This is a genomic window from Owenweeksia hongkongensis DSM 17368, assembly GCF_000236705.1.
Lineage (GTDB): Bacteria > Bacteroidota > Bacteroidia > Flavobacteriales > Schleiferiaceae > Owenweeksia > Owenweeksia hongkongensis.
The window spans coordinates 3,314,166-3,333,887 of record NC_016599.1; the positions used below are offsets into that span (position 1 = coordinate 3,314,166).

At 40.2% G+C, this 19,722-nt stretch carries 19 protein-coding genes; 6 read left to right on the forward strand and 13 right to left on the reverse strand.

Features of this window, described 5'->3' with window-relative positions; all coding sequences use genetic code 11:
* Positions 1 to 7 precede the first annotated feature (7 nt).
* A complete protein-coding gene (locus OWEHO_RS14520) occupies positions 8 to 442 on the reverse strand; it encodes a hypothetical protein (RefSeq protein ID WP_014203246.1) in 435 nt (144 codons plus the stop codon).
* A 124-nt stretch (positions 443 to 566) separates the two neighbouring features.
* Here OWEHO_RS14520 and OWEHO_RS14525 point away from each other — a divergent pair, with 124 nt between their 5' ends.
* The 4 genes from OWEHO_RS14525 to OWEHO_RS14540 all read left to right on the forward strand — a co-directional run bounded on the left by OWEHO_RS14525 (position 567) and on the right by OWEHO_RS14540 (position 5,419).
* On the forward strand, positions 567 to 1,082 hold the full coding sequence (locus OWEHO_RS14525; protein ID WP_041627653.1) for a hypothetical protein: 516 nt from the start codon (positions 567 to 569) through the stop codon (positions 1,080 to 1,082).
* A gap of 245 nt (positions 1,083 to 1,327) precedes the next feature.
* A complete protein-coding gene (locus OWEHO_RS14530) occupies positions 1,328 to 3,733 on the forward strand; it encodes a TonB-dependent receptor (protein ID WP_041628294.1) in 2,406 nt (801 codons plus the stop codon).
* A gap of 110 nt (positions 3,734 to 3,843) precedes the next feature.
* Positions 3,844 to 4,494: a DUF4240 domain-containing protein gene (locus tag OWEHO_RS14535; protein WP_014203249.1), complete on the forward strand. Its 651-nt coding sequence runs from the start codon at positions 3,844 to 3,846 to the stop codon at positions 4,492 to 4,494.
* 37 nt (positions 4,495 to 4,531) lie between these two features.
* Positions 4,532 to 5,419 carry a T9SS type A sorting domain-containing protein gene (locus tag OWEHO_RS14540; RefSeq protein ID WP_014203250.1) on the forward strand — a complete coding sequence of 296 codons (888 nt, stop codon included), beginning with the start codon at positions 4,532 to 4,534 and terminating at the stop codon, positions 5,417 to 5,419.
* Between the two features lie 49 nt (positions 5,420 to 5,468).
* On the opposite strand, the gene OWEHO_RS14545 is transcribed toward OWEHO_RS14540, so the two are convergent.
* Positions 5,469 to 5,891, reverse strand: a complete 423-nt coding sequence (locus tag OWEHO_RS14545; protein WP_014203251.1) for a DoxX family protein — start codon at positions 5,889 to 5,891, stop codon at positions 5,469 to 5,471.
* Positions 5,892 to 6,085: 194 nt separating this feature from the next.
* Positions 6,086 to 8,503: a DUF5686 family protein gene (locus tag OWEHO_RS14550; protein ID WP_014203252.1), complete on the reverse strand. Its 2,418-nt coding sequence runs from the start codon at positions 8,501 to 8,503 to the stop codon at positions 6,086 to 6,088.
* A 150-nt stretch (positions 8,504 to 8,653) separates the two neighbouring features.
* Between OWEHO_RS14550 and OWEHO_RS14555 the strand changes: the two genes are divergently transcribed.
* Both OWEHO_RS14555 and OWEHO_RS14560 read left to right on the forward strand, forming a co-directional pair.
* The gene (locus OWEHO_RS14555) at positions 8,654 to 9,691 is read left to right on the forward strand and encodes a nucleoid-associated protein (protein ID WP_014203253.1); all 1,038 of its coding nucleotides are present in this window, start codon (positions 8,654 to 8,656) and stop codon (positions 9,689 to 9,691) included.
* Positions 9,692 to 9,874: 183 nt separating this feature from the next.
* Positions 9,875 to 10,612, forward strand: a complete 738-nt coding sequence (locus OWEHO_RS14560) for a M15 family metallopeptidase (protein ID WP_014203254.1) — start codon at positions 9,875 to 9,877, stop codon at positions 10,610 to 10,612.
* A gap of 6 nt (positions 10,613 to 10,618) precedes the next feature.
* Here OWEHO_RS14560 and OWEHO_RS14565 read toward each other — a convergent pair whose 3' ends face one another.
* The 10 genes from OWEHO_RS14565 to OWEHO_RS14610 all read right to left on the reverse strand — a co-directional run bounded on the left by OWEHO_RS14565 (position 10,619) and on the right by OWEHO_RS14610 (position 19,636).
* A complete protein-coding gene (locus OWEHO_RS14565) occupies positions 10,619 to 11,488 on the reverse strand; it encodes a cation diffusion facilitator family transporter (protein ID WP_014203255.1) in 870 nt (289 codons plus the stop codon).
* Positions 11,489 to 11,583: 95 nt separating this feature from the next.
* Entirely contained in the window at positions 11,584 to 12,450 is an 867-nt protein-coding gene (locus OWEHO_RS14570; RefSeq protein WP_014203256.1) for a DUF707 domain-containing protein, read from the reverse strand.
* Between the two features lie 624 nt (positions 12,451 to 13,074).
* A complete protein-coding gene (locus OWEHO_RS18720) occupies positions 13,075 to 13,206 on the reverse strand; it encodes a hypothetical protein (protein ID WP_014203257.1) in 132 nt (43 codons plus the stop codon).
* A 412-nt stretch (positions 13,207 to 13,618) separates the two neighbouring features.
* A complete protein-coding gene (locus OWEHO_RS18410) occupies positions 13,619 to 13,834 on the reverse strand; it encodes a hypothetical protein (RefSeq protein ID WP_143764621.1) in 216 nt (71 codons plus the stop codon).
* Positions 13,835 to 14,252: 418 nt separating this feature from the next.
* Positions 14,253 to 14,663 (reverse strand): DUF3703 domain-containing protein, encoded by a 411-nt coding sequence (locus OWEHO_RS14585; protein WP_014203258.1) that lies wholly within the window; start codon positions 14,661 to 14,663, stop codon positions 14,253 to 14,255.
* Position 14,664: 1 nt separating this feature from the next.
* On the reverse strand, positions 14,665 to 16,905 hold the full coding sequence (locus OWEHO_RS14590) for a TonB-dependent receptor (protein ID WP_014203259.1): 2,241 nt from the start codon (positions 16,903 to 16,905) through the stop codon (positions 14,665 to 14,667).
* Positions 16,906 to 16,913: 8 nt separating this feature from the next.
* Positions 16,914 to 17,273 (reverse strand): heavy-metal-associated domain-containing protein, encoded by a 360-nt coding sequence (locus OWEHO_RS14595; RefSeq protein ID WP_014203260.1) that lies wholly within the window; start codon positions 17,271 to 17,273, stop codon positions 16,914 to 16,916.
* Positions 17,274 to 17,365: 92 nt separating this feature from the next.
* Positions 17,366 to 17,779 (reverse strand): HYC_CC_PP family protein, encoded by a 414-nt coding sequence (locus OWEHO_RS14600; RefSeq protein ID WP_143764623.1) that lies wholly within the window; start codon positions 17,777 to 17,779, stop codon positions 17,366 to 17,368.
* Between the two features lie 63 nt (positions 17,780 to 17,842).
* Entirely contained in the window at positions 17,843 to 18,409 is a 567-nt protein-coding gene (locus OWEHO_RS14605; protein WP_014203262.1) for a helix-turn-helix domain-containing protein, read from the reverse strand.
* Between the two features lie 108 nt (positions 18,410 to 18,517).
* A complete protein-coding gene (locus OWEHO_RS14610) occupies positions 18,518 to 19,636 on the reverse strand; it encodes an SPOR domain-containing protein (RefSeq protein ID WP_014203263.1) in 1,119 nt (372 codons plus the stop codon).
* Positions 19,637 to 19,722: the final 86 nt, after the last annotated feature.

The following is a 19,722-nucleotide window of genomic DNA, read 5'->3' on the forward strand; positions in this document are numbered from 1 at the left end:
GTGAGTTTTACTTTTCGTTGTATTGTAAGCTCATGATATGTTTGCCATTATTCCAAAAGGTATATTCACCATTTTCACCTTCGTCATATCCTTGAAATGTCCAGAAGAAGATTTCTTCATCGTCTGGTAGATTTAAATCTTCATCTACAATTCTTATTTCATACACTTCATCCGTCATGAGTATTTCGGCCGGAAAAATGGTGATGGTTGGTAAGCTACCCGCGTTCACTTCAGTGTAAGTGCTAAACTCCCAAAAGTTGGAAGAGCGTCTTTTTAAATCAATTCTTATATCTGGCGGGCTGCCATCCGGGTCATAATTTATTGCCGGAAGAGTAAAAACATCCGCAGCTTTGATGTACCTATTGGTTAATAGGATTGGGTCATCTTCTTCGCATGCAGCGAAGAAAATTAATATCAATGGAAGTAGTAAAAGCTTTTTCATAGGTGTGGTATTGGAACTTGTCTTTTTCAAAAATGAGGCCAAAGCGTATTGGCTAGTTCTTTTGTAACATTGCAAATCCAATAATTACAAGGCTATTCTCAAAGCAGGCTTACATATTGTGTTGATGGCAATCATGCTGTTTCAAAGCACCGGAATGTATTTGATGCATTCTGTACAGGTAGCTTATGTGCGCCATGAAATGAAGCAGCGTATAAAAGCTGGTGTTCCTGAAGAAGATTTGGTGCTGCTTAAAATCGCAAAATCGGAGGAGGAAAATTCAGATATTTTTGAGCGTGAGCACAGTCGGGAGTTTCGCTATTACGGACAAATGTATGATGTGATGCGCCTTGAAGATAAGGGCGACACTACTTATTACACCTGTATTCATGATGTGAAGGAGAGTAAGCTATTTGAGCGATTGGATAGAATAGTGCTTGATCAGTTGAGCGAAAACGAAGATCAAAAAAAGCATCGCGAAATGATGCTAGGCTTTTTTACCAAAGTGTATCTGCCAAACTACATTCCAGAGATAGAACATTTTAATATACAGGCTAAATCTGTTTTTGCTTATCGTGATTTCTTTTCGGAGAAACATACGCTCGACCCGAGCGAGCCTCCGCGCGTCATATTGTTTACCTGATTTCCATCAGAAGATTTAAAAGATTGGATAAGATGCGACTTTTCGACATTGTGTGTCAATTTTAAATGGACACTGTCGGGTCTTCGATAAACCTCGCTCGCTAAGGGTTAGGGGTACTCAGACTGGCTAGAGCTGTCATCCTGAGTTTTTCCTTTTGCGTTAGCAAAAAGGGAAAGTATCGAAGGGTGGTCGAAGGCGAAGATTATTCAGCACAAACACTTTACAACAATCAATTTAAAAACAACATGAAAAATATTTTCACAATGTTCTTCATGCTTACCATGTTGGCTACAGCATTTGCGCAAAGCGTTACCGTGCGCGATGAAGCCGATTACCTCCCCATAGAAGGAGTAGTGGTAAGTGATGAAAACAATAATATGGCCTTTACCAATTCGCAGGGTAAGGTCAATTTCAAGAAGTTTAGCAACAGCCAGCAAATCACGATTTCTCTTTTGGGTTATGTGAGCCTGAACATGAGTTATGACGATTTGTCTAAAATGAAGGCTGATATTTTACTTAAGCAAGATGAGCTTTCTTTGGATGAAGTGGTGATTTCGGCAAACCGCTGGCAGCAGAATAAATCTGAGGTGCCAAACCGAATTACGGCTGTCACCAAAAAGGATATCGTGTTGCAAAACCCTCAAACCTCGGCAGACCTTTTAGGTTTTTCTAATGAGGTCTTTATTCAGAAAAGTCAACTGGGTGGAGGAAGCCCCATGATTCGTGGATTTTCTACCAACCGACTTTTGCTCACTATAGATGGGGTGCGAATGAATACCGCCATTTTCCGTGGCGGAAACCTGCAAAATGTAATTTCCATTGATCCACTTGCGGTGGAAAGTTCGGAGATTATTTTTGGCCCTGGTTCTGTGATTTACGGAAGTGATGCCATTGGTGGTGTGATGAGTTTTTACACCTTGGAGCCGGCACTTTCTACCACGGATAAAGTTGAGGTGAGTGGCAGCGCTCTTACTCGTTACTCTTCGGCTAATGGAGAGCGTACCGGCCATTTTGATGTGAACATTGGCGGCAAAAAATGGGCATCAACTACCAGCTTTTCATATTCTGAATTTGGAGATTTGAGAATGGGGAGCAATGGTCCAGATGATTATTTGGTTCCGGTGTATGTTTCTACAATTGATTCACAGGATGTGGTGGTGAATAATCCTGACCCGGAGGTGCAAACGCCTACTGGTTATAATCAAATCAATATGATGCAGAAGATTCGATTTTCACCAAATGAAAATTGGGACTTCACCTATGGTTTACATTATTCTACTACTTCAAACTATGCCAGGTTTGACCGCCATCGTAGAGTTCGTGATGGCCATCCAAGGTATGCAGAGTGGTATTATGGTCCGCAGGAGTGGATGATGAATAATTTGAAAATCAGTCATTCAAAAGCCAATTCTATTTATGACAATGTAACCTTGAATATGGCTTATCAGAATTTTGAAGAAAGCCGTCATAGCCGCAATTTTGGTAGCTCGGCTTTGGAGAGCAATATGGAAACGGTGGATGCTTATTCTGTAAATCTGGACTTTGAAAAGGGTGATGAAAAGCCACATCGCTTTTTCTACGGTTTGGAAGCTATTTTGAATAAGGTAGGTTCTACAGGTGAGGAGAATGACATCTACACAGAGGTTACAGCTCCAATTGCTCCGCGCTATCCTGATGGTTCTACCTGGAGTTCGTATGCGGCATATTTAAGCTATGAATATGTGCCAAGCGAAGTGTGGGCGTGGCAAGCTGGTGTGCGCTACAATGCCTTTGCTATTCAGGCATCTTTTGATGATCCTTTGTATGGCTATCCTTTTGAAGATGCTGATATTAATAATGGCGCCCTTACCGGGAGCTTGGGAACAGTGTACAGCCCCGGGCCCACCTGGAAAATTAGAGCTAATCTTTCTACAGGTTTTCGCGCACCAAACATTGATGATGTAGGTAAGTTATTTGAATCGGTAGACTACGCGGTGGTGGTTCCAAATCCTGACTTAAAAGCAGAGTATGCTTACAATGCAGAAGTAGGTATCGCCAAAGTATTCTCAAATGTGGTAAAGCTGGATGCCACGGCCTATTATACCATTTTAGAAAATGCACAAGTACGTAGACCTTATTGTTCGAATGGTCAAGATAGCATAATGTACAATGGCGAAATGAGCCAGGTACTAGCTATTCAAAATGCTGCGAATGCCCGTGTATATGGTGTGCAGGTAGGTATGGAAATTAAGTTGCCAGCTGGTTTTGCTTTAGAGTCGGTTTATAATTGGCAAAAAGGTGAGGAAGAGCTGGATAATGGAGAAACATCACCTATGCGCCATGCGGCTCCTGCCTTTGGAAGCACACATCTTCGTTTTATGCAAAACAGAGTTATGTTGGATTTGTATGCAAACTACAATGCTGAGATGAGCTATGATGATTTGGCACCGTCAGAGCAAGAGAAGGGTGAAATCTATGCAGCAGATGCAAATGGTAACCCGTACTCACCTAGTTGGTATACTTTAAATTTTAAAGGAAGTTATCAAATCAATTCTCACTTTCAGGTAACGGCCGGATTGGAGAATATTACGGATCAGCGCTATTTGCCTTACTCAAGTGGAATAGTGGCTGCAGGTCGTAATTTTATATTGGGATTGAGAGCTAATTTTTAAGCCTGAAATTCGATTGAAATATTATGTGAAGCCACCTCGAAAGGGGTGGCTTTTTTTGATAATTGATATTCAAGCTATATTAGTAAAATTGAATGGAATAAGATTTAAAGATGGAGCTACCCGTTTCAGTGTACATTGTATTAGGAACAGTCATTCTTACTGCGTTAGGGAGACACCTTATTAAAAAAGGAGAAGAACAAATTGATATTGACCGTCAAAAGGATGATTACACAAGAATGGTGAAATCTCAAAAAGATCGGGAAATAGTTGCTCGGTTTGATGAAGACAGGTTTTGGAACATTATTGAAGAAGTTTTAGAAAGGAGCGGTTCTAGTTACCGTAATTTTTTGGGGTTATTCAAGGATAAAGTAAGAACATTACCTGAGGAAGAGATTATCATGTTGGACAATCTCTTAATTAAACTTTATCGAGAGAATCTTACTTTTGATTTGTATGCTGCAAGCACAATTATTTTTAAGTCGGAGGACTTAATTAATAGCTATTTGCTAATGAATGTATTTATGACAAAGGGACGTGTGTTTTTTAAACAAGCCTGTAAGAGCCCCGAATTAGTATTGGGGAAATCTTTTGAGGATGTTGACGGCAGGTTAATAAACGATGTTCTCTCAGAATTGTATTTTGCCAAGACAAAGGAACTAATGCCCATACCTGTTGATGAAGAATGGGATATACCTGGTGAGAAATGGAAGTTTAGAGATTTGCCGGAAAAGTATCCGGAATTATGGGCTGCTTTTAATTAATATAGAACCTTATACAGTAGTTCTTAAAAGTGCTTTTATGGTGAAATTTAATTGGCGGTTTTGGTTAGTGGTTCTATCATTTTTGATGGTAGGATTTGCAAAGGGGCAGTATCAACCCACCATTACCCATAGCAAAGAGTGGCTCATTAAGACTTGTGAGTTTGGGAACTGCCTCTACGATTACTATTATTTTGTGGCAGACACCAACATTGGTGGTCACACATACAAAGTGCTGGATGGATTTCATTACAATAAGAATTTTTACCTGCGTGAAGATGTGTTTCAGCGCCAGGTTTTTTTACTCATAGATGATGGTAGTCTTTTCCTTCAAGAGTATTTGCTATATGATTATGGAATGAATGTAGGGGATAGCCTCTACCTTAGGAATCCAATTTCTCCAGTGGCAGCCGTTGAAGGATATTATCATCTGGACAGCATTAACCTAGAGACTTTTGAGCAAATCACAAGAAATGTATTTTATCTGCATGGCTGGGATACTCAGAAAAACTATCACGAAACAAAGTGGATAGAGGGCATTGGTTCAACAGGTTTAATAAACACACCAGGAGTGATAGGTGATACAACAGCTATGGCCGAACTTCTTTGCGTTTCAGAAAATGTGCAGAAGATTTATTCACGAAAGCCAAACGATACCTGTTATTCAAATCCTGTGCTTGAGGTTGAGGCTTTGCAGAGCGACCGACCTACATTTTATTACGCTCAGGAGTCGAGGGTTTTAAGGTTTCAAAATTTAAGCGGAAGCGCGGTTGTATCGGTTTTTGATATAAACGGAAAAGCAGTATATGAGGAAGAAGTATCCACTCAAACTGAAGCATTGAGCTTGGAGAAACTAAAACATGGAATATACATGGTGAGCTTGAGAGCCGAAGAGAGTGTAGAAGTAAAAAAAATACTGGTGAATTAGAGACTATACCAAAAAACAAAAACCGCCACGAGGGCGGTTTTTTTATGCTTTACTGCTGCATTTTTAAGTTGTAATCTACCGAGTGTTTTCCCGATCCATACACCGTAAAAAACATACACAGACCCATCACTAATACTGATGAAAATAGGTTGCCCACATCCATAGGGCCTATAAAGTTTATAATGATAGCACCAAACAGAATTGGCAACTGGGCAATTACGGCCCACCGGGTGAGTAATCCAAAAATGATAAGAATACCTCCGATAAGATGAGCAGGAGCAACGTAGTGTATTAAAAGCATAAATCCGCCAAAACCTTGTAGCGGAGCCGCTAAATCAGAAAGAGTGTGGCTATCGCCAATAAATAGAACGCCCTTAATTAGAAGAAAAATACCTAGGCCAATTCGCAGAAGGTCCAGTGGATAATAGGTGTGAGCGTTGGCCCATTTATTTAGTGATTTGATAGTTGCCATAATTCTGCATTTTTTGTGATTGTAAACAAAAGGTACAAAAAAATGAACGCGATGTCAATGACTTACAGGTAAGTAGGAATTAATTTTGTCTCAAGTCTCAAGTCTCAAGTCTCAAGTCTCAAGTCTCAAGTCTCAAGTCTCAAGTCTCAAGTCTCAAGTCTCAAGTCTCAAGTCTCAAGTCTCAAGTCTCAAGTCTAGTTAATCTTATAGATAATAGAAAGTTTTATAGCCCAGTTGTCGAACTCCTTGGGTAGGTGATTGGCTCCATATCGGTAAAAACCTCCAGCTCCCAAGCCTAGGTAACCCACTTTAAAAAAACCAAAGTGTACAAGGTTATCAATTACAAGCCCTGACTCAAAATAGCCATCTTCCAAGGTTTTAAAGTCATAACCTATATGCTGATCTTTGGTTTCCAGCGAGCCAATAGACATGGCGTGGTATATTTCAAACTCGGGACTAAAGTGCTTGGTACGAACCAGTATAGGTCCAAAATTATGATTCAAATAGAAGGTTGCGTACTTATCGGAGAAAAACTCATTAAAGCGCATGGTTTGAAAACTATTAGTAGCTACTATGGCAATGCTGGAACTATAAGTAGAACGATTGCTAAAAAGCATTTGAATGGGTAGTGGCCTATCCACAAGTCCAGTTTCTATTCTAAAGTCTAAATGACCTAAACCTTTAAAATAACGGTACCACCACATACCCACTTCAAGACGATTATAATCGTAATTACCATTTATAAAACCTGAAATACCTCGTCCATAATCTACCACCAATGCAGGATAGTCCGATCCGGCAGAAATACGAGAGCCAAAGTTGCTGGTAATATTTTCTTTGTAAACCCAGCGCCACTGCAGGTTGGCTTCGGTAAAACGAAAACTACTGCCAGGATTGGCATCAGGTTCGGTGCTTGGTAAAAACTGATAGTTATTGTTTGCTGTGAGTGTAAAATCGCGAAGACCTAATTCGAGTGTCATAAACTTACTTATCCGCCTCTTATAACTTAGGGAGAGTTGCTCAATTTGATCCATGTGGTTGATGAAAATGGTATTCCAAAAACCAGTATTTCGGTAATATTTGAAATTGATGTACCCTGGCTGAATTACATCATTTTTATAATCCAAGCGCAGCCGGTGGTCGTCTTTCCTGTTAAAGTAATAATCCAAAGTTCCACCATACTTCATAGCCTGATCGCGAACTCCATACCCGTAATAACCACCCACTCGCCAGTGTTTCATGAGTTTTTCACTGGTGTAAACACCGGCTCCAAAACGAAGTCCTTCATATCCACTATAGCGTAAAAATTTATTTACCCTGTACTCAAAAGGTTCTACCGTAAAATAGCCTCGGTAAATTTTTTGAGCACCATTCATAAAGAAACTAAACTTATACTTATCGCCAATGCTATCCATGCGCTGGTAGGTTTTTAGCTCCTTTTTGTTGAGTTCCTCTTTCCGATATTGTTTCCAAAAATTGTCATCCACATATGATGCTTCCTCGCTAACTTCTCTTTTTACATGGTCAAATTCTTTGTCGGAAATGGGAATGTTTACTTGGGCACTATCAACAAACAGTTTGCTGTATATAAAACCAGGGTCATTTATCAGCGGAAGTCTTTCAAGCTGTAGCAAAATGCTTAACTCTTTGGGAAACCATCGCCCTTCCTCTATCATCTGATAAGAATGCTGCATTGTAAAGTCCACATTGCCTCGATAGTAAGGTTCGGCATACACATACTCTATTGCCCAGCCATTTGTGTTAATGTGCATTTCTCCTTTCAATCCGTCAAATTTGGAACCCTTTTTCGGCTGATAATACATTATGTAGGTTGAGTCCGTTCCCCGAACAATCGTATCTTGAAGGATGTAGAAATACTTTTTGTCAGCCCCATCGGCCAAGGGGGTTAAATAGTACTCCGTTACCACTTGAATTATATTGTCATATAAACCAAAATACTGGAGGTTTTCTGCCCCTACGGCAAAAGAGGAATGCTTAAAACCGCTAATTCGGGTTCCTATAATTTTTTCGTCATAACTGTCCGGCTTCTTTGACTTTACCTCCGATACAGATTCCGAAATAAGTAAGTAGTGATTAGAATTTGTTTTGGACGAATCAGACTCCATTAGACCCAGTTGCTGTCGAGCAGAAAATACGGAGTCTAAATTCTTAGTGAGTACATTTTTCAAATAAGCCTTATACCGGTATGTATCGTATTTTTTGGGATCATTTTGATCTTTGTTGTTAATGGCTTTTCGCACTATTCGCAATGCGGGGTTTTCACCAGGAAGCACAGTAGCTTCTGCCAATTCTGTATTTAGCGATTCAAGGCGAATGACCCATGGTGAGTTTTTGGGAACTTCATTTCTCTTAAAACTTAAGGGTTTAAAACCTACGGAAGTTACCTCCACTTCCAGAATATCTCTTCGGTCAGGAATGGTGAACTTTCCATCTATATCAGTGGAGATACCAAGATTGCGATCAGCATTATACACCACATTCACAAAGGGAAGTGGCTCTTCTGAACTCGTTTCAAGGACAACCCCTTTGATGGGTTGGGCAAAAGCAGAGAGGCTTATGCAAAAGAGTAAAATTGAATAAAGTAGTTTCATCAAATAGGGTTAGTGCAAATGACTATTTGGCCATTTTCAAAATCCGAGCAAGTCGGCTAATTTAGGGGTTTCCAAGATGTATATTTTTTTGGTTTTTCACAATCGTAAAATTGTATTTCGATTTGTGATATTTGCCGCAAAATACACAGCATGTTCGAAACTACACTGAGTTCCATTTCTGCCATTATAACACATTACGTAGGAAACCGTTTAAAGGATGATGAACTTATTCTTAGCGAAGAGCCTTCAGTGTTTGATGAACCTACTCAGGCCATACTTTGGAAGTATGTTCTTTCTTCTTTCAAAGCTCCGGAGTTTTATCAGTTTACTCACGCTGCCGAGCTTGATTTGAATAATGTTTACACTATTGCCAAAGGTGTGTTTGTCGATCCGGCCACGATTACTTCTCGCTCTAAGGATTTGGCAAAAGTGCTTTTCGAACATTCACAGCATCCGCAGATAAAGTCGGGGGAGTTTTTTGTGATGTATTTTAAGAAACTAACCTTCGGGAATGTGACAGCGGATGCCATTGGGCTTTTTAAATCTGAGAAAAAAGAGCCTTTCCTTTTTACAGAAGAAAAGGACAATATAATAGACATTCATAGTTTTCAAGGAATCAGCCCTGGTAAAGTAGATAAGGCCTGCATTATTTTTAATGATAGCATGGAAGATGGCTACAATGTGCTTGCGGTAGATAATGTGAATAAAGGTGAAGAAGCAAAATATTGGTTTGAAGATTTTTTGAAAATAAAGCCACGCTCTACCGAATACACCAAGACTTCCAATATTCTTACCATCACCAAAGATTTTATTTTGAATGATTTGGGAGCAGAAGATTTGATGGACAAGTCTGAGAAGATTGATTTGATGAATCGTTCGGTAGATTTCTTTAAAGAGAATGAATCTTTTGATCAGGAAGAGTTTTCTGTTCAGGTGTTTGAAGACAAAGAAGTGGGCGATCGCTTTAGAGCTTACACTGCCGAAAAAGATAAAGAAGGCTACAACTTTGATGAAGGTTTTGACATTTCACAGGAAGCGGTGAAAAAGAAGCAGAAGATTTTCAAGAGCGTGCTAAAGCTGGACAAAAACTTTAGCGTGTACATTCATGGCAATAGAGAGATGATTGAAAAAGGCGTGGATGATGATGGACGCAGATACTACAAGTTATTCTACGAAGAAGAAGCGTAAGGGAGTTCGGAATCATTAGTCACCTTGAGTGCTCGACCAAAGGGAGAGTGTGTCGAAAGGTGGCGGATTGATGGTTTTCTAGGTTCTTTTTCACTTAAACTTTCTTCTGTGATTAATCCTTGATTTAGTTATATTTACGAGTGTAGGTCTATCAATAGAGACTCTCAACCAAACTATACTCCTATGAAAAGTTTAAAACTAGGCGACAAAGGCGAAGAAGTAAAAGTGCTTCAGCAAATGCTCAATTTGCAGGGAGCAAATCTCAAAATAGATGGCGATTTTGGAAAAGGCACCAAAGCTGCTGTTATCCAATTTCAATATACACATACCGATAGGCAAGGGGTGCCCTTAAGCCCCGATGGAAAGGTGGGGTCCAAAACATGGGGGGCACTTACGGCTGTAGAGGCCAATGACAAAAACCCACCACCTGATGTGAAGCGCGACCCCGTAACGCTTAGGCGAATAAAAACTATTCATCCACAGTTGCGCACCGAGTTGCTGGAGATTTACAATGAAATTTTAGAGCGCGGTGTTGGCGTTCGCTTTACCAGCGTGCTGCGCAGTTTTAAGGAGCAAGATGCCATTTATGCACAAGGCCGTTGGGGAAACCCAGGAAGTATAGTGAGTCATGCACGTGGTGGGCAGAGCTATCACAACTACGGTTTGGCGGTAGATTTTTGTTTGCTCAAAACTAATGGTCAGGTAAGCTGGAATCGCTCAGACGATCTGGATAGAGACGGCCAAAGCGACTGGATGGAAATCGCCTCTGCTTTCAAAATGTATGGCTGGGAGTGGGGTGGTGACTGGAATTCCTTTAAAGATTATCCACACGTGCAAAAGACATTTGGTTACAAAACTCCAAGGCTACTTCAGCTTAAAGCGGAGAATAGGACGGATGATGAAGGGTATGTGATTTTGTAGAGAGCCTTACATGTTACAATCCTCATCCTCCAGCTCAGTTTCAATGGTATAATGACTAAAATCATATTCTGACTTTAGCATTTCCTTGATGTCCATTTTTAATTGCTTTATATCCTTAAGCTGTGATATGTTTTTTAGTTTTAGATGGGTGGTAAACACGTGATGTTCGCCATCCAAACTCCACAAATGGGTGTGATGCATGGAAGCAACATGAGGAGTAGCCAGAATCTTTTTTTCGATTTCATCTAAATCCACACCTTCGGGTTTCCCCTGAAGGAAAACGAAGAGTGTTTCTCGCAATCGCTTCACCACATTGTAAAGAATGAAAATGGTGATAGCGATGGACAAAGCAGGGTCCAACCACGGAACATCCCAAAACATAAGGATAATAGAAACCACCAAAACGGCAGCCCAGCCAAGTACATCTTCCAGCAGGTGCCAGCTAATTACTTTTTCATTTAGAGATTTTCCTGAACTTACTTTATAGGCTGCAAATCCATTAACAGCTACTCCGGCAATGGCAAAGTAAAGCATGCCCTGAGCATCGGGCATCTGAGGTTCGGCTAATCTTTTTATGGCTTCAATTACTACAAATACGGAGCCCACGATAAGCACAATGCTATTGATGAGAGCTCCGAGTAATGACAATCGTTGATAACCAAAAGTGAATTTATGATTAGCTGCTTTACCTGACTTTTTACCCAAATACCAGCTTATTCCAAGTGAAAGACTGTCTCCCAAATCATGCAGTGCATCTGAAAGAATGGCCACACTATTGGTGAGTAGCCCGCCAATAATTTCAACTATGGTGAAGGTTAAGTTGAGAAAAAAAGCCAGCCCCAAATTTTTGGTGCCATGATCGTGATGGTGTGCCATGACTTAAATGTAAAAAAAAGAGGCTAACTAGAATTGCTTATGCAGCTACATTATGCGCGATAACGCTTTTTCCTGAGTGGTTTCAAATAGCAAGCTTAGCTTTTTGGTGTGTTCAAAACTTTCGAAACTCTACTCTTGATTCTATGCTTTAACCCATAGTCATTGAATTTTTGTTTTGCAAATAAAGCTTTTTCAGATAGTTTGTTTTTTAAATAATTAAGCTTATTATATTTTCGATTCGACCATTCAAGCCTTGAGAATTCCGTGAAATAATGTTTTTTTATGCCGTATTTCTTCTGAATACTTACCCACTCTTGTTGGTGTCTGTGTTTAAGTTTAGCATAGAGTTCGCCTTCTCCAACAGGGTTTGTATGCTTCATTTGAACTGCGTCTAAAACTGCAATTTTATCTTTTGGAAATTTGAGTAGGTATGTCCATATAGTATCTAACCCCCAACTAGAATCATTTTCAACGAAAGAAGGTAAGCATTTGGTGAGAGCTTCACGGCTAAATATTGGTGCCATTACCTCTACCTCCCCCATGAATCTCAAAAAACTCCCAGCTTTATTTTTTAATATGGGCCAACTACAGAATGAATCGGAGGTAAGGGAAGGTTGGCATATCAATAATTTGAAAAGGTCTGCGATATGAAATGAGCGATTAATTGTTTCTTGAGTTATCTTAATGTCATCATCCAAAAAGAAAAAATAGTCATACTGTCCTAATAGTTCTGGTTTTATGTTAGTAAAAAGATTATAAATCATCTTGTATTTATAATCCTTAAGATGGAAAAAATAGTCTGCTAATGAGACTGCATCTTGATTTTTTACTTCAGGATGATAATATAGCAAGACTAAATCAAAATCGCGACCTTGGTGAGTTTCAGTATCAATCCAATCTGTTTTAAATAGCTCAGATTTGTCACCACAAGGTGAAACAACCAAATATTTGTTTTTCTGCATATGTTAAAACTTAAAAATTTCTCCTTTGAGATGATGAATTCTCGAACATTGTGCTCGTGAGGGAGTAGTTATTGTTTGCCAAATCCTCTAGCCATGTCAATGATAAGGACAAATTTCTTGGTGAACAATTTTATTAGATGTAAATAATGGTTATCTAAGATTTTATAATATCTATTAAAACCGTTCAGCTAATTGCAAAAGGAATCTTTAAATCCGCAAATCCACCCAAAATAAGCTTGTAGTGGTTGATATTTTTTCTATAATGTTTTCTTCTTTCCTCCTGCCTATTTCAATGTAGTAAATGATGAACAGAAGGTAGTTTCCCACTGAGGTTTACATCTCTATGATGACCTGTTATCATTTCTGAGAACCACTTTTGGCTACTATTCTCAGGTCTTAAAGTCGATTTATCATATACTTGCAGCTGCCCTGGGCATAGTTATCCATTGTGCAGCGATGTTTATAAGCTTGAAGATAAATTTCTTTATCCTGTAAGTTTTATAAAGCTCTTCGAAGTTTCTCGAAAAAAGCCTGATAATATAGTCGTAAAGGTTGTAGCAAGTGGCGGTGAACTGTAAATAGACCTGGTTTTGATCATGCCTTGAGAAAGGCATGTTTCCCCATTCAAAATCGCTTTTCAATAGTTCCGCACTGATCATAGAAAAAGAGTACTTGCTCTTGAGGGCTTTTAAAGTCATTGCTGATGACTACAGAGTATTGAAAAGCTTCCTCAGTGAAAAAGGTTGGCTTGACCATTTCGCCTTTTTTTGGTGGCCACTATTCTATACTCTTCTAAAAGCTTTCGGATTGTTCTCTTTTTGCCGTCCGTGCAAATGGGGTGAAAAAGGGCTTCGCTCCGTTGCAGCTCTATTACAGTTTACCGGCTCTCCTTGCTCAATGAAGGCTAAGACCCTAGGCATAGCTTCGTTCATCGGGGTTTTATATAAAATGAGTCACAATAGTACTTGATCACGTGCAGCGACCCGAAAGTATAAGAAGCACTATGAGCGCTGAACTTCGATGTTTTGATGCCTTGGGCCTCCAAGTGCTGGAACATTCGCTCTAAGTTCTCACCCTGAAAAGTCATAACATAGTAGCCTTCATTACGATTCTCAATATGCAACACATTGGATCCTACAAGGGCTGCCCTTGGACTTTAGGCTTTAGTTTAGTAGTAGATCATTTCCGCCTTTTTCTTTTCGGCCAGGCATAGGGTGTTGTCATAGTCCATGGTCAGCTGCTGTTGGGACAGGCCGGAAAGCGGGTCGGTTATAGTGAGAAAAAGTCCTGAAAGCTGGTCATTCCAAGTAAAGTTGTACATGCGACTACCGCCTATTAAAGTGAAAAGCGCTTTTGGCACCGCCAATTGTTTTAATCGATCCAATACCTATGCGGACTGGACACATTTTTAAAAGGGACTTGAGAAGTTGATGGCCTGAAATTGCCGGATAGATATCCTCAGCACAATCTCCTCCGCAAAAGAAAACCTTCAGAGGCTGTAAAGTATATCGCACGAAGCATATTGGCTTTGGTGGCCTAATGTGGTGAGTGTATTATTGAGAAAGGCTCCAGTTTTTCTCTTGTCCAGTTCCCCAAGAACAAAATTTAAGCTTCAAAGGACGACAGTGATTTTGATTTGATTACTTTCATTTTTCCATGATTTATAGCATCACCCATTTAGGTGAAAACACAGTGGTCTTAAAGCTCTCGTTCAGAAAGTTTTGAGGCCTTTATTTATTTTTAGTTGTGGATTTAAGGAGAATATCAGCGCCATTTTGAGTCTCTCTAACGAATTTAAAGTATCACTTGTCCAAAGTTGTGTAATTCTGTATGCCTAGCTGAATATCACATTTCTTAAAAATAGCCTCTATTTCCGGTTCAATGGGTAAAGGTTTTAGTGGAGGAACATTGGCTCCTCCGGTATTTCCCAAGGGAATTTCACCAACAAATGATTTTACACCTCCCACCAGCAATCGTGGAATTTGCCCTATTACTTCTTTGGTGTTTTTAATGTGAATACCAAACTGAAGCATTTTGAAATGCACATAAGTGTGAGGCCAGGCAAAAGCTTGACCCAATACATGTGCTCTTTCCAAATGTTGCCAAGCGGCCTTATAGTTAGCGTTATCCAGATGCTGGCGATACTCCCAAAGCTCCTTTTGCAAGTAAGGTTTTAATGCCTTTGGCGATAGTATTTGGAAACGGACGGGCATCTTATTTCTTCTTTTTATCCAAAGTATAATAAAGCCCAGCGTAAATGTTTCTACCAAAAATCGGTGCCCAGGTAAAGTTGGTGTCAAAGTAGGCGTCATTCGGATTTTCGGCATTTACAATTGGATTATCCTGACGGTAATTCAGCAAATTATCGGCACCTACAAATAGCTCCAAACCATTTTTAAAGCTCTTATTGATTTGTGCATTTACCGTAAAGAAGTCATCTGAGTAAGGCTGTTGCTGAAACTCTGCCGGACTAAGCTCAGTGTCAGGAAGGCGCTTTTCGCCAAACCAATTTAGTGTCAGGTCGAACTTCCAACCATTTTCGGTGCGGTAACCAAAATTGGTAAAAGCACGATGGGTAGGGATGAGGTAGCTTGCCGCCAATCCATTGATAAATTCGTCTTGAGTGTTGAGGTATTTGTAAGCCAACCTCCAGTCAAAGTTTTTGAAAACCTCATAATCGGCTTGTGCCAAAACACTCAAAGATTTGCTTCCCTGCGCATTTATAAAGTAAGCTTGAGTAGGATCAAAATCTAAATCGGCTACAAGTTTATTTTCAAACCAAGTATAGAATGCATCCACATTTAGCACGATTTTCTTTTCCCCCACAGGAATATTTTGTGAAACGCTGGCGCCTGTGTTCCATGCAATTTCAGCCATGTATTTGTCCATTTGACTGTAATTCATGGTACGGGAAGAGGCCAGTAGATTCAAGTTTTCGGCTACCACATTTGGCGAGCGCTGGCCGCGTCCACCACCTATTCTTAGGGTAGTGTTTTCTGTTGGCATGTAGCGCAGATTCAACCTTGGTGTAACAAAAGCTTGCTCATAAAAGCTGTTGTAATCGGCACGTAAGCCAGCCACTAAGGTGAACTTTACATCTGGTTCAAAAGTATACTCCGCGTAAGCTCCGGGTACTATTTCCTGGCGATTTTGATTATATAAAAAGCCCTCAGTATTTATCTCAGAAAGTTGATCAGTCACATCATCAATCTGCAATGAAATACCTGCTCGGTACTTGTGAGTGGTGGTGCCAATTATATCCTGAAATACAGAGTTGAAGTAGGCGCTCTTTTGCTCGCCATAATGCTTGCGTTGTCCAAATCGACCATTGTGATCTTGGTAACTAAAGCTGTACATAAGTCCCAAACTGCGAAAGGCTTCATCTTGAAAAACGTAACCGTTTTTACCAAAAAGCTCAATTCTGTTTCCATGAGATTCAAATCCCCAAAGGCTATCTGCAGGACTGTCACTTTTGGCATAAGCCGTTTGTCCACCTAATTTATCACTCTGTATAGCTGAAATTCCAATCTGTCCTTCCCAACCATTGTCACCCTTGTAGTGCCAGCGATTGTTGAGGTTTATTTGACTATTGGTAGGCATATCTACAAAGCCATCATTGTTTACGTCATTTATACGAGGATTTAAACTTCCGTGTAGTAAAAATGCTGTTGAAATTTTATCATTTATATCCACCCCACTTATTACGTTTGCCTCCATACGCCCGCCTTGGTTTGCAAAGGCGTTAAACATTAAAGCTGGTGCCGTTTCGGGTTTATAAAACTCCACGTTTATTTGTCCGGTTACACTTTCATAACCATTCAAAACAGAGCTCAAACCCTTGGTGAGTTGTATGCTTTGCACAAAAGGACCAGGTATATAGTTGAGTCCTGTATTGGCATTTAGCCCACGAGCAAAGGGAATATTCTCACGCTGGATAAGAGCGTACTTTCCGGCAAGGCCAAGCATCTCTATCTGGCGAGTTCCTGTTACGGCATCGGTAAACGCTACATCCACACTGGCATTGGTTTCAAAGCTTTCGCTAAGATTACAACAAGCGGCCTTGCGCAATTCCTTATCATCTATTTTGTAGGTGAGTTCAGCACTTGTCAAATCTATGGAAGTGGCATCAACACGGCCCACAACATCTACTTCGCTAAGTTCGCTTTCAGCGGGAAGCATAATGAAGTTTGTGGTTCCTGTGCGTGAAATGATGACTTTGCTTTCGGCTTTAAAGCCAATAAAACTAACCGACAAGGTGCTGGATTCAGGTACACGGTCAATGGTGTATTTTCCATTTTCATCGGTGGTAGTGCCTGTTTCGGTTCCTTCCCAAAATACATTGGCTCCGGGTAAAGGTGTCTTTTTATTATTTTCAAAAGTGCTTACCGTACCAGAAATTTGGGCATAACCAAGCAGTGGCAAAAATGCCAGCAGTATGATTCCAATATTTTTCATGATACGGCTTATTTGTGGTCTTCCACTACCTTAGGATCGCGGTAGTAGCAGCATTTGTGAAGGCTGTAGTAAGCTTCATCTGTAGCTGTGTTGTACTCCGTGTCGTATCCCGAAACATTGATGCTATCGCTGATGGCCTGTAGGCTAGTTTGCTCCGGGTCATAAGAAACTGAGAATACTTTCGACTTTACATCCCAGCTGGCAGCAGATACTCCAGGTACTTTTTGAGCTGTGGTTTCTATTACATCCTGGCACATGCCACACACGCCATTTACAATCATGGTGGTGTCTTTTTGGCTTTGCGCAAAAGTGGCTGTTGCCAAAATAGAAAATAGAGAAACGAAGAAGATTTTATTTAAAGATTTCATTGATTTAGAATTTTGTGTTTTATAAAAAAGATCGGCCGGATTTATGATTTTTAGGAGTCAGGCCAAACTCCTCTCCGCAGGGGCGGGGAATTCTAAATCAAGAATCGCTGAACCTTCACTAAAAGATTTTTGCCATACGGCAGGGGTTCTGGTGGAGGGAAAAATGATAATAGTTTGTAGTCTGTATTTTGCGGAATAGTAAAAGCAAAATTTGGTGAAAAAACTTCAGGAAGGGCAGGGGTGAAATCCAACTGCTTTTTTATGATGCTGATCACATCAATACCCGCAAATATTAGATTTTCATCATCGCAGCAATCTGTTTTGATAGACTCTTCGGGATTGTCACAATCATCACCAGTAGCTACCTCACAACCTTCCGAAATGCTATAAAAGCTTTCGTCCATAAGCATACCCATACAGTAGTGTCGGCTTACTGAAAATCCCACGGTGGAGAATAGCAGTATTCCGATTAATGAAATGGATAATATGGCTTTTAGCTTTTTCACTGGGGCAAATTTAACAAATTGAAATTGATAGCATTTACACAATTATGGAACGGATTTATAAGCTCAAACTGAATCAAGGGATTTTCTGCCCTGTGGACCAAGCTTTTTAAAGGCGCTAGGCGTCATTCCAGTTACTTTTTTAAACTGTCCCGAAAGGTGTGCTACGCTGCTGTAATTTAGTTTGTAGGCAATTTCACTTAGCGATAGTTCGTCATAAATGATGAGTTCCTTCACGTGCTCAATACGTTGATCGATATAGTAACTTTCAATCGTTCTGCCTTCCACCTGGCTAAAAAGTTTGCTCAGGCTCGAGTATTCTTTGTTGAGGTGAACGCTTAAATGCGCGCTCAGAGTTTGGCTTTCGGATGTGGGCTGGTGGTGGACAAATCTAATTACCTCGGATTTTATCTGATTGATGATTTGGGTTTCACGGTCTTCCAGCAGCTCAAAGCCTTGTATGGAAAGTTGGTGGCTAAGGTTAGATTGTTGTGCTTGGTTCAATGGATTTTCCAGAGTGACTTCGCCAAGCTCTAATTCCTTAAACGATATCTGAAGATCTTCAAGAATGTTGCGAACGCTGCTCTTGCAACGATCGCAAACCATATTTTTTATATAGAGTGGGTGATTCATGTCTGGAGGGAGTAACAAATTTCAGGCCTGAAAGTAAAACAAAAAAAGACCGATTAAATGCTTTGAGCAAGTAACCGATCTTCATTAAAAAATGGATTTTAAACATTTTTAGAATTCCACTATCCAGGCATCAGGAATAGATCCTTTGATGTTTAGCAATTCTTTGCGGGCAGCAGCAAAGGATGGGAAAGATTTATAAACTACACGATATGTGTTTAGGTTTTCAATATAAGCAACCACCATCCCTGATTTGTCAAGATTGCTACGGTCTATCCAGCGTTGGGCCATTACTCGGTTTGGCAGGCTTGCTACAATTATGCGGAACTGCGGTTCGCCCAAAATTGCTTCTGCATTGGCTGGTGCTTCATCACCAGTAGGTATTGTGGTGGTGGCCATGTCGGTACTAAAATTAGTCTTGGCACTGTCTAGCTCTGCTTCTAAGGTTTGAATCCGCATAGTTTTCTCTTGATTGCTCATTTCAAGCTCGGCAATACGCTCACCATTTGCTTCATTTTCTGAAACAGTTTGTTCAAGATTAGAGACTTTTTTATTGAGATCAGCATAGGCTTTTTTGTCTACCTGTACTTTGCTTGGGTCATTCTTTAGGTAATAGGTGAAGCCCACTTGTGCCATTCCATAATAATCGGAGTAGTCACCGCTTTGGTTTGCGTCCATCCATTCTACTTCATCCACAAATCTATTGGAGTAACCAAGATTCAAATCCAGCTTTGGGCTTAGGGCAATACCAACGCTTCCACCGTATGCCAAAATAAAATTAGGAGATAGAGCTTTGTCTCCTGGTACTGGCGATTCTACCAACTTTTCGCGAGTATCAATATCATACATCTTAGCAGAGTAGTACATCATACCCGGTGCCACATGTAGATTAAGTTTTATTTTTTCATAATCCTTATTAAAGAGCTTGATTACATTAAAGTCAAGGCCAAGCTTTGCCTCATAAAGACTTGTCTCATAATAATATATTTCATGATTTCCATCCATATTACCTGCCATGAAATCTCCGCGCAGGGTGAGGGCAGGAGCAATTTGATATCCTATACCTGCTCCAACGGCTAGGTTAGGTTTATTGCCTTCATAGTCAGAATGAATAAAGTCGTTGTGAGGGAATAACCATCCGGTGTAAAGATGGCCGGAGAGCTTTTCTTGGGCTTGCGCTGAGAAAATGGCGCAAGTAGCCAAGAGGGTAGGTAATAAAAGTTTCTTCATGTTGTTTCGTTATGAACAGCCAATGTATAAAAAATGAAAATTACTTAACAGAATGTAGATAAGGTTCTCTGAAACAGAGAATTTAT

Excerpts from the sequence above, each read along its gene's own strand:
- OWEHO_RS14530 (WP_041628294.1), top strand. The coding sequence starts at position 1,328 with ATGAAAAATATTTTCACAATGTTCTTCATGCTTACCATGTTGGCTACA.
- OWEHO_RS14565 (WP_014203255.1), bottom strand. The coding sequence starts at position 11,488 with ATGGCACACCATCACGATCATGGCACCAAAAATTTGGGGCTGGCTTTT.
- OWEHO_RS18720 (WP_014203257.1), bottom strand. The coding sequence starts at position 13,206 with ATGGTCAAGCCAACCTTTTTCACTGAGGAAGCTTTTCAATACTCTGTA.
- OWEHO_RS14610 (WP_014203263.1), bottom strand. The coding sequence starts at position 19,636 with ATGAAGAAACTTTTATTACCTACCCTCTTGGCTACTTGCGCCATTTTC.
- OWEHO_RS14570 (WP_014203256.1), bottom strand. The coding sequence starts at position 12,450 with ATGCAGAAAAACAAATATTTGGTTGTTTCACCTTGTGGTGACAAATCT.
- OWEHO_RS14605 (WP_014203262.1), bottom strand. The coding sequence starts at position 18,409 with ATGAATCACCCACTCTATATAAAAAATATGGTTTGCGATCGTTGCAAG.
- OWEHO_RS14560 (WP_014203254.1), top strand. The coding sequence starts at position 9,875 with ATGAAAAGTTTAAAACTAGGCGACAAAGGCGAAGAAGTAAAAGTGCTT.
- OWEHO_RS14550 (WP_014203252.1), bottom strand. The coding sequence starts at position 8,503 with ATGAAACTACTTTATTCAATTTTACTCTTTTGCATAAGCCTCTCTGCT.
- OWEHO_RS14545 (WP_014203251.1), bottom strand. The coding sequence starts at position 5,891 with ATGGCAACTATCAAATCACTAAATAAATGGGCCAACGCTCACACCTAT.
- OWEHO_RS14535 (WP_014203249.1), top strand. The coding sequence starts at position 3,844 with ATGGAGCTACCCGTTTCAGTGTACATTGTATTAGGAACAGTCATTCTT.
- OWEHO_RS14590 (WP_014203259.1), bottom strand. The coding sequence starts at position 16,905 with ATGAAAAATATTGGAATCATACTGCTGGCATTTTTGCCACTGCTTGGT.
- OWEHO_RS14525 (WP_041627653.1), top strand. The coding sequence starts at position 567 with ATGGCAATCATGCTGTTTCAAAGCACCGGAATGTATTTGATGCATTCT.
- OWEHO_RS14595 (WP_014203260.1), bottom strand. The coding sequence starts at position 17,273 with ATGAAATCTTTAAATAAAATCTTCTTCGTTTCTCTATTTTCTATTTTG.
- OWEHO_RS14585 (WP_014203258.1), bottom strand. The coding sequence starts at position 14,663 with ATGCCCGTCCGTTTCCAAATACTATCGCCAAAGGCATTAAAACCTTAC.
- OWEHO_RS14540 (WP_014203250.1), top strand. The coding sequence starts at position 4,532 with ATGGTGAAATTTAATTGGCGGTTTTGGTTAGTGGTTCTATCATTTTTG.
- OWEHO_RS14520 (WP_014203246.1), bottom strand. The coding sequence starts at position 442 with ATGAAAAAGCTTTTACTACTTCCATTGATATTAATTTTCTTCGCTGCA.
- OWEHO_RS14555 (WP_014203253.1), top strand. The coding sequence starts at position 8,654 with ATGTTCGAAACTACACTGAGTTCCATTTCTGCCATTATAACACATTAC.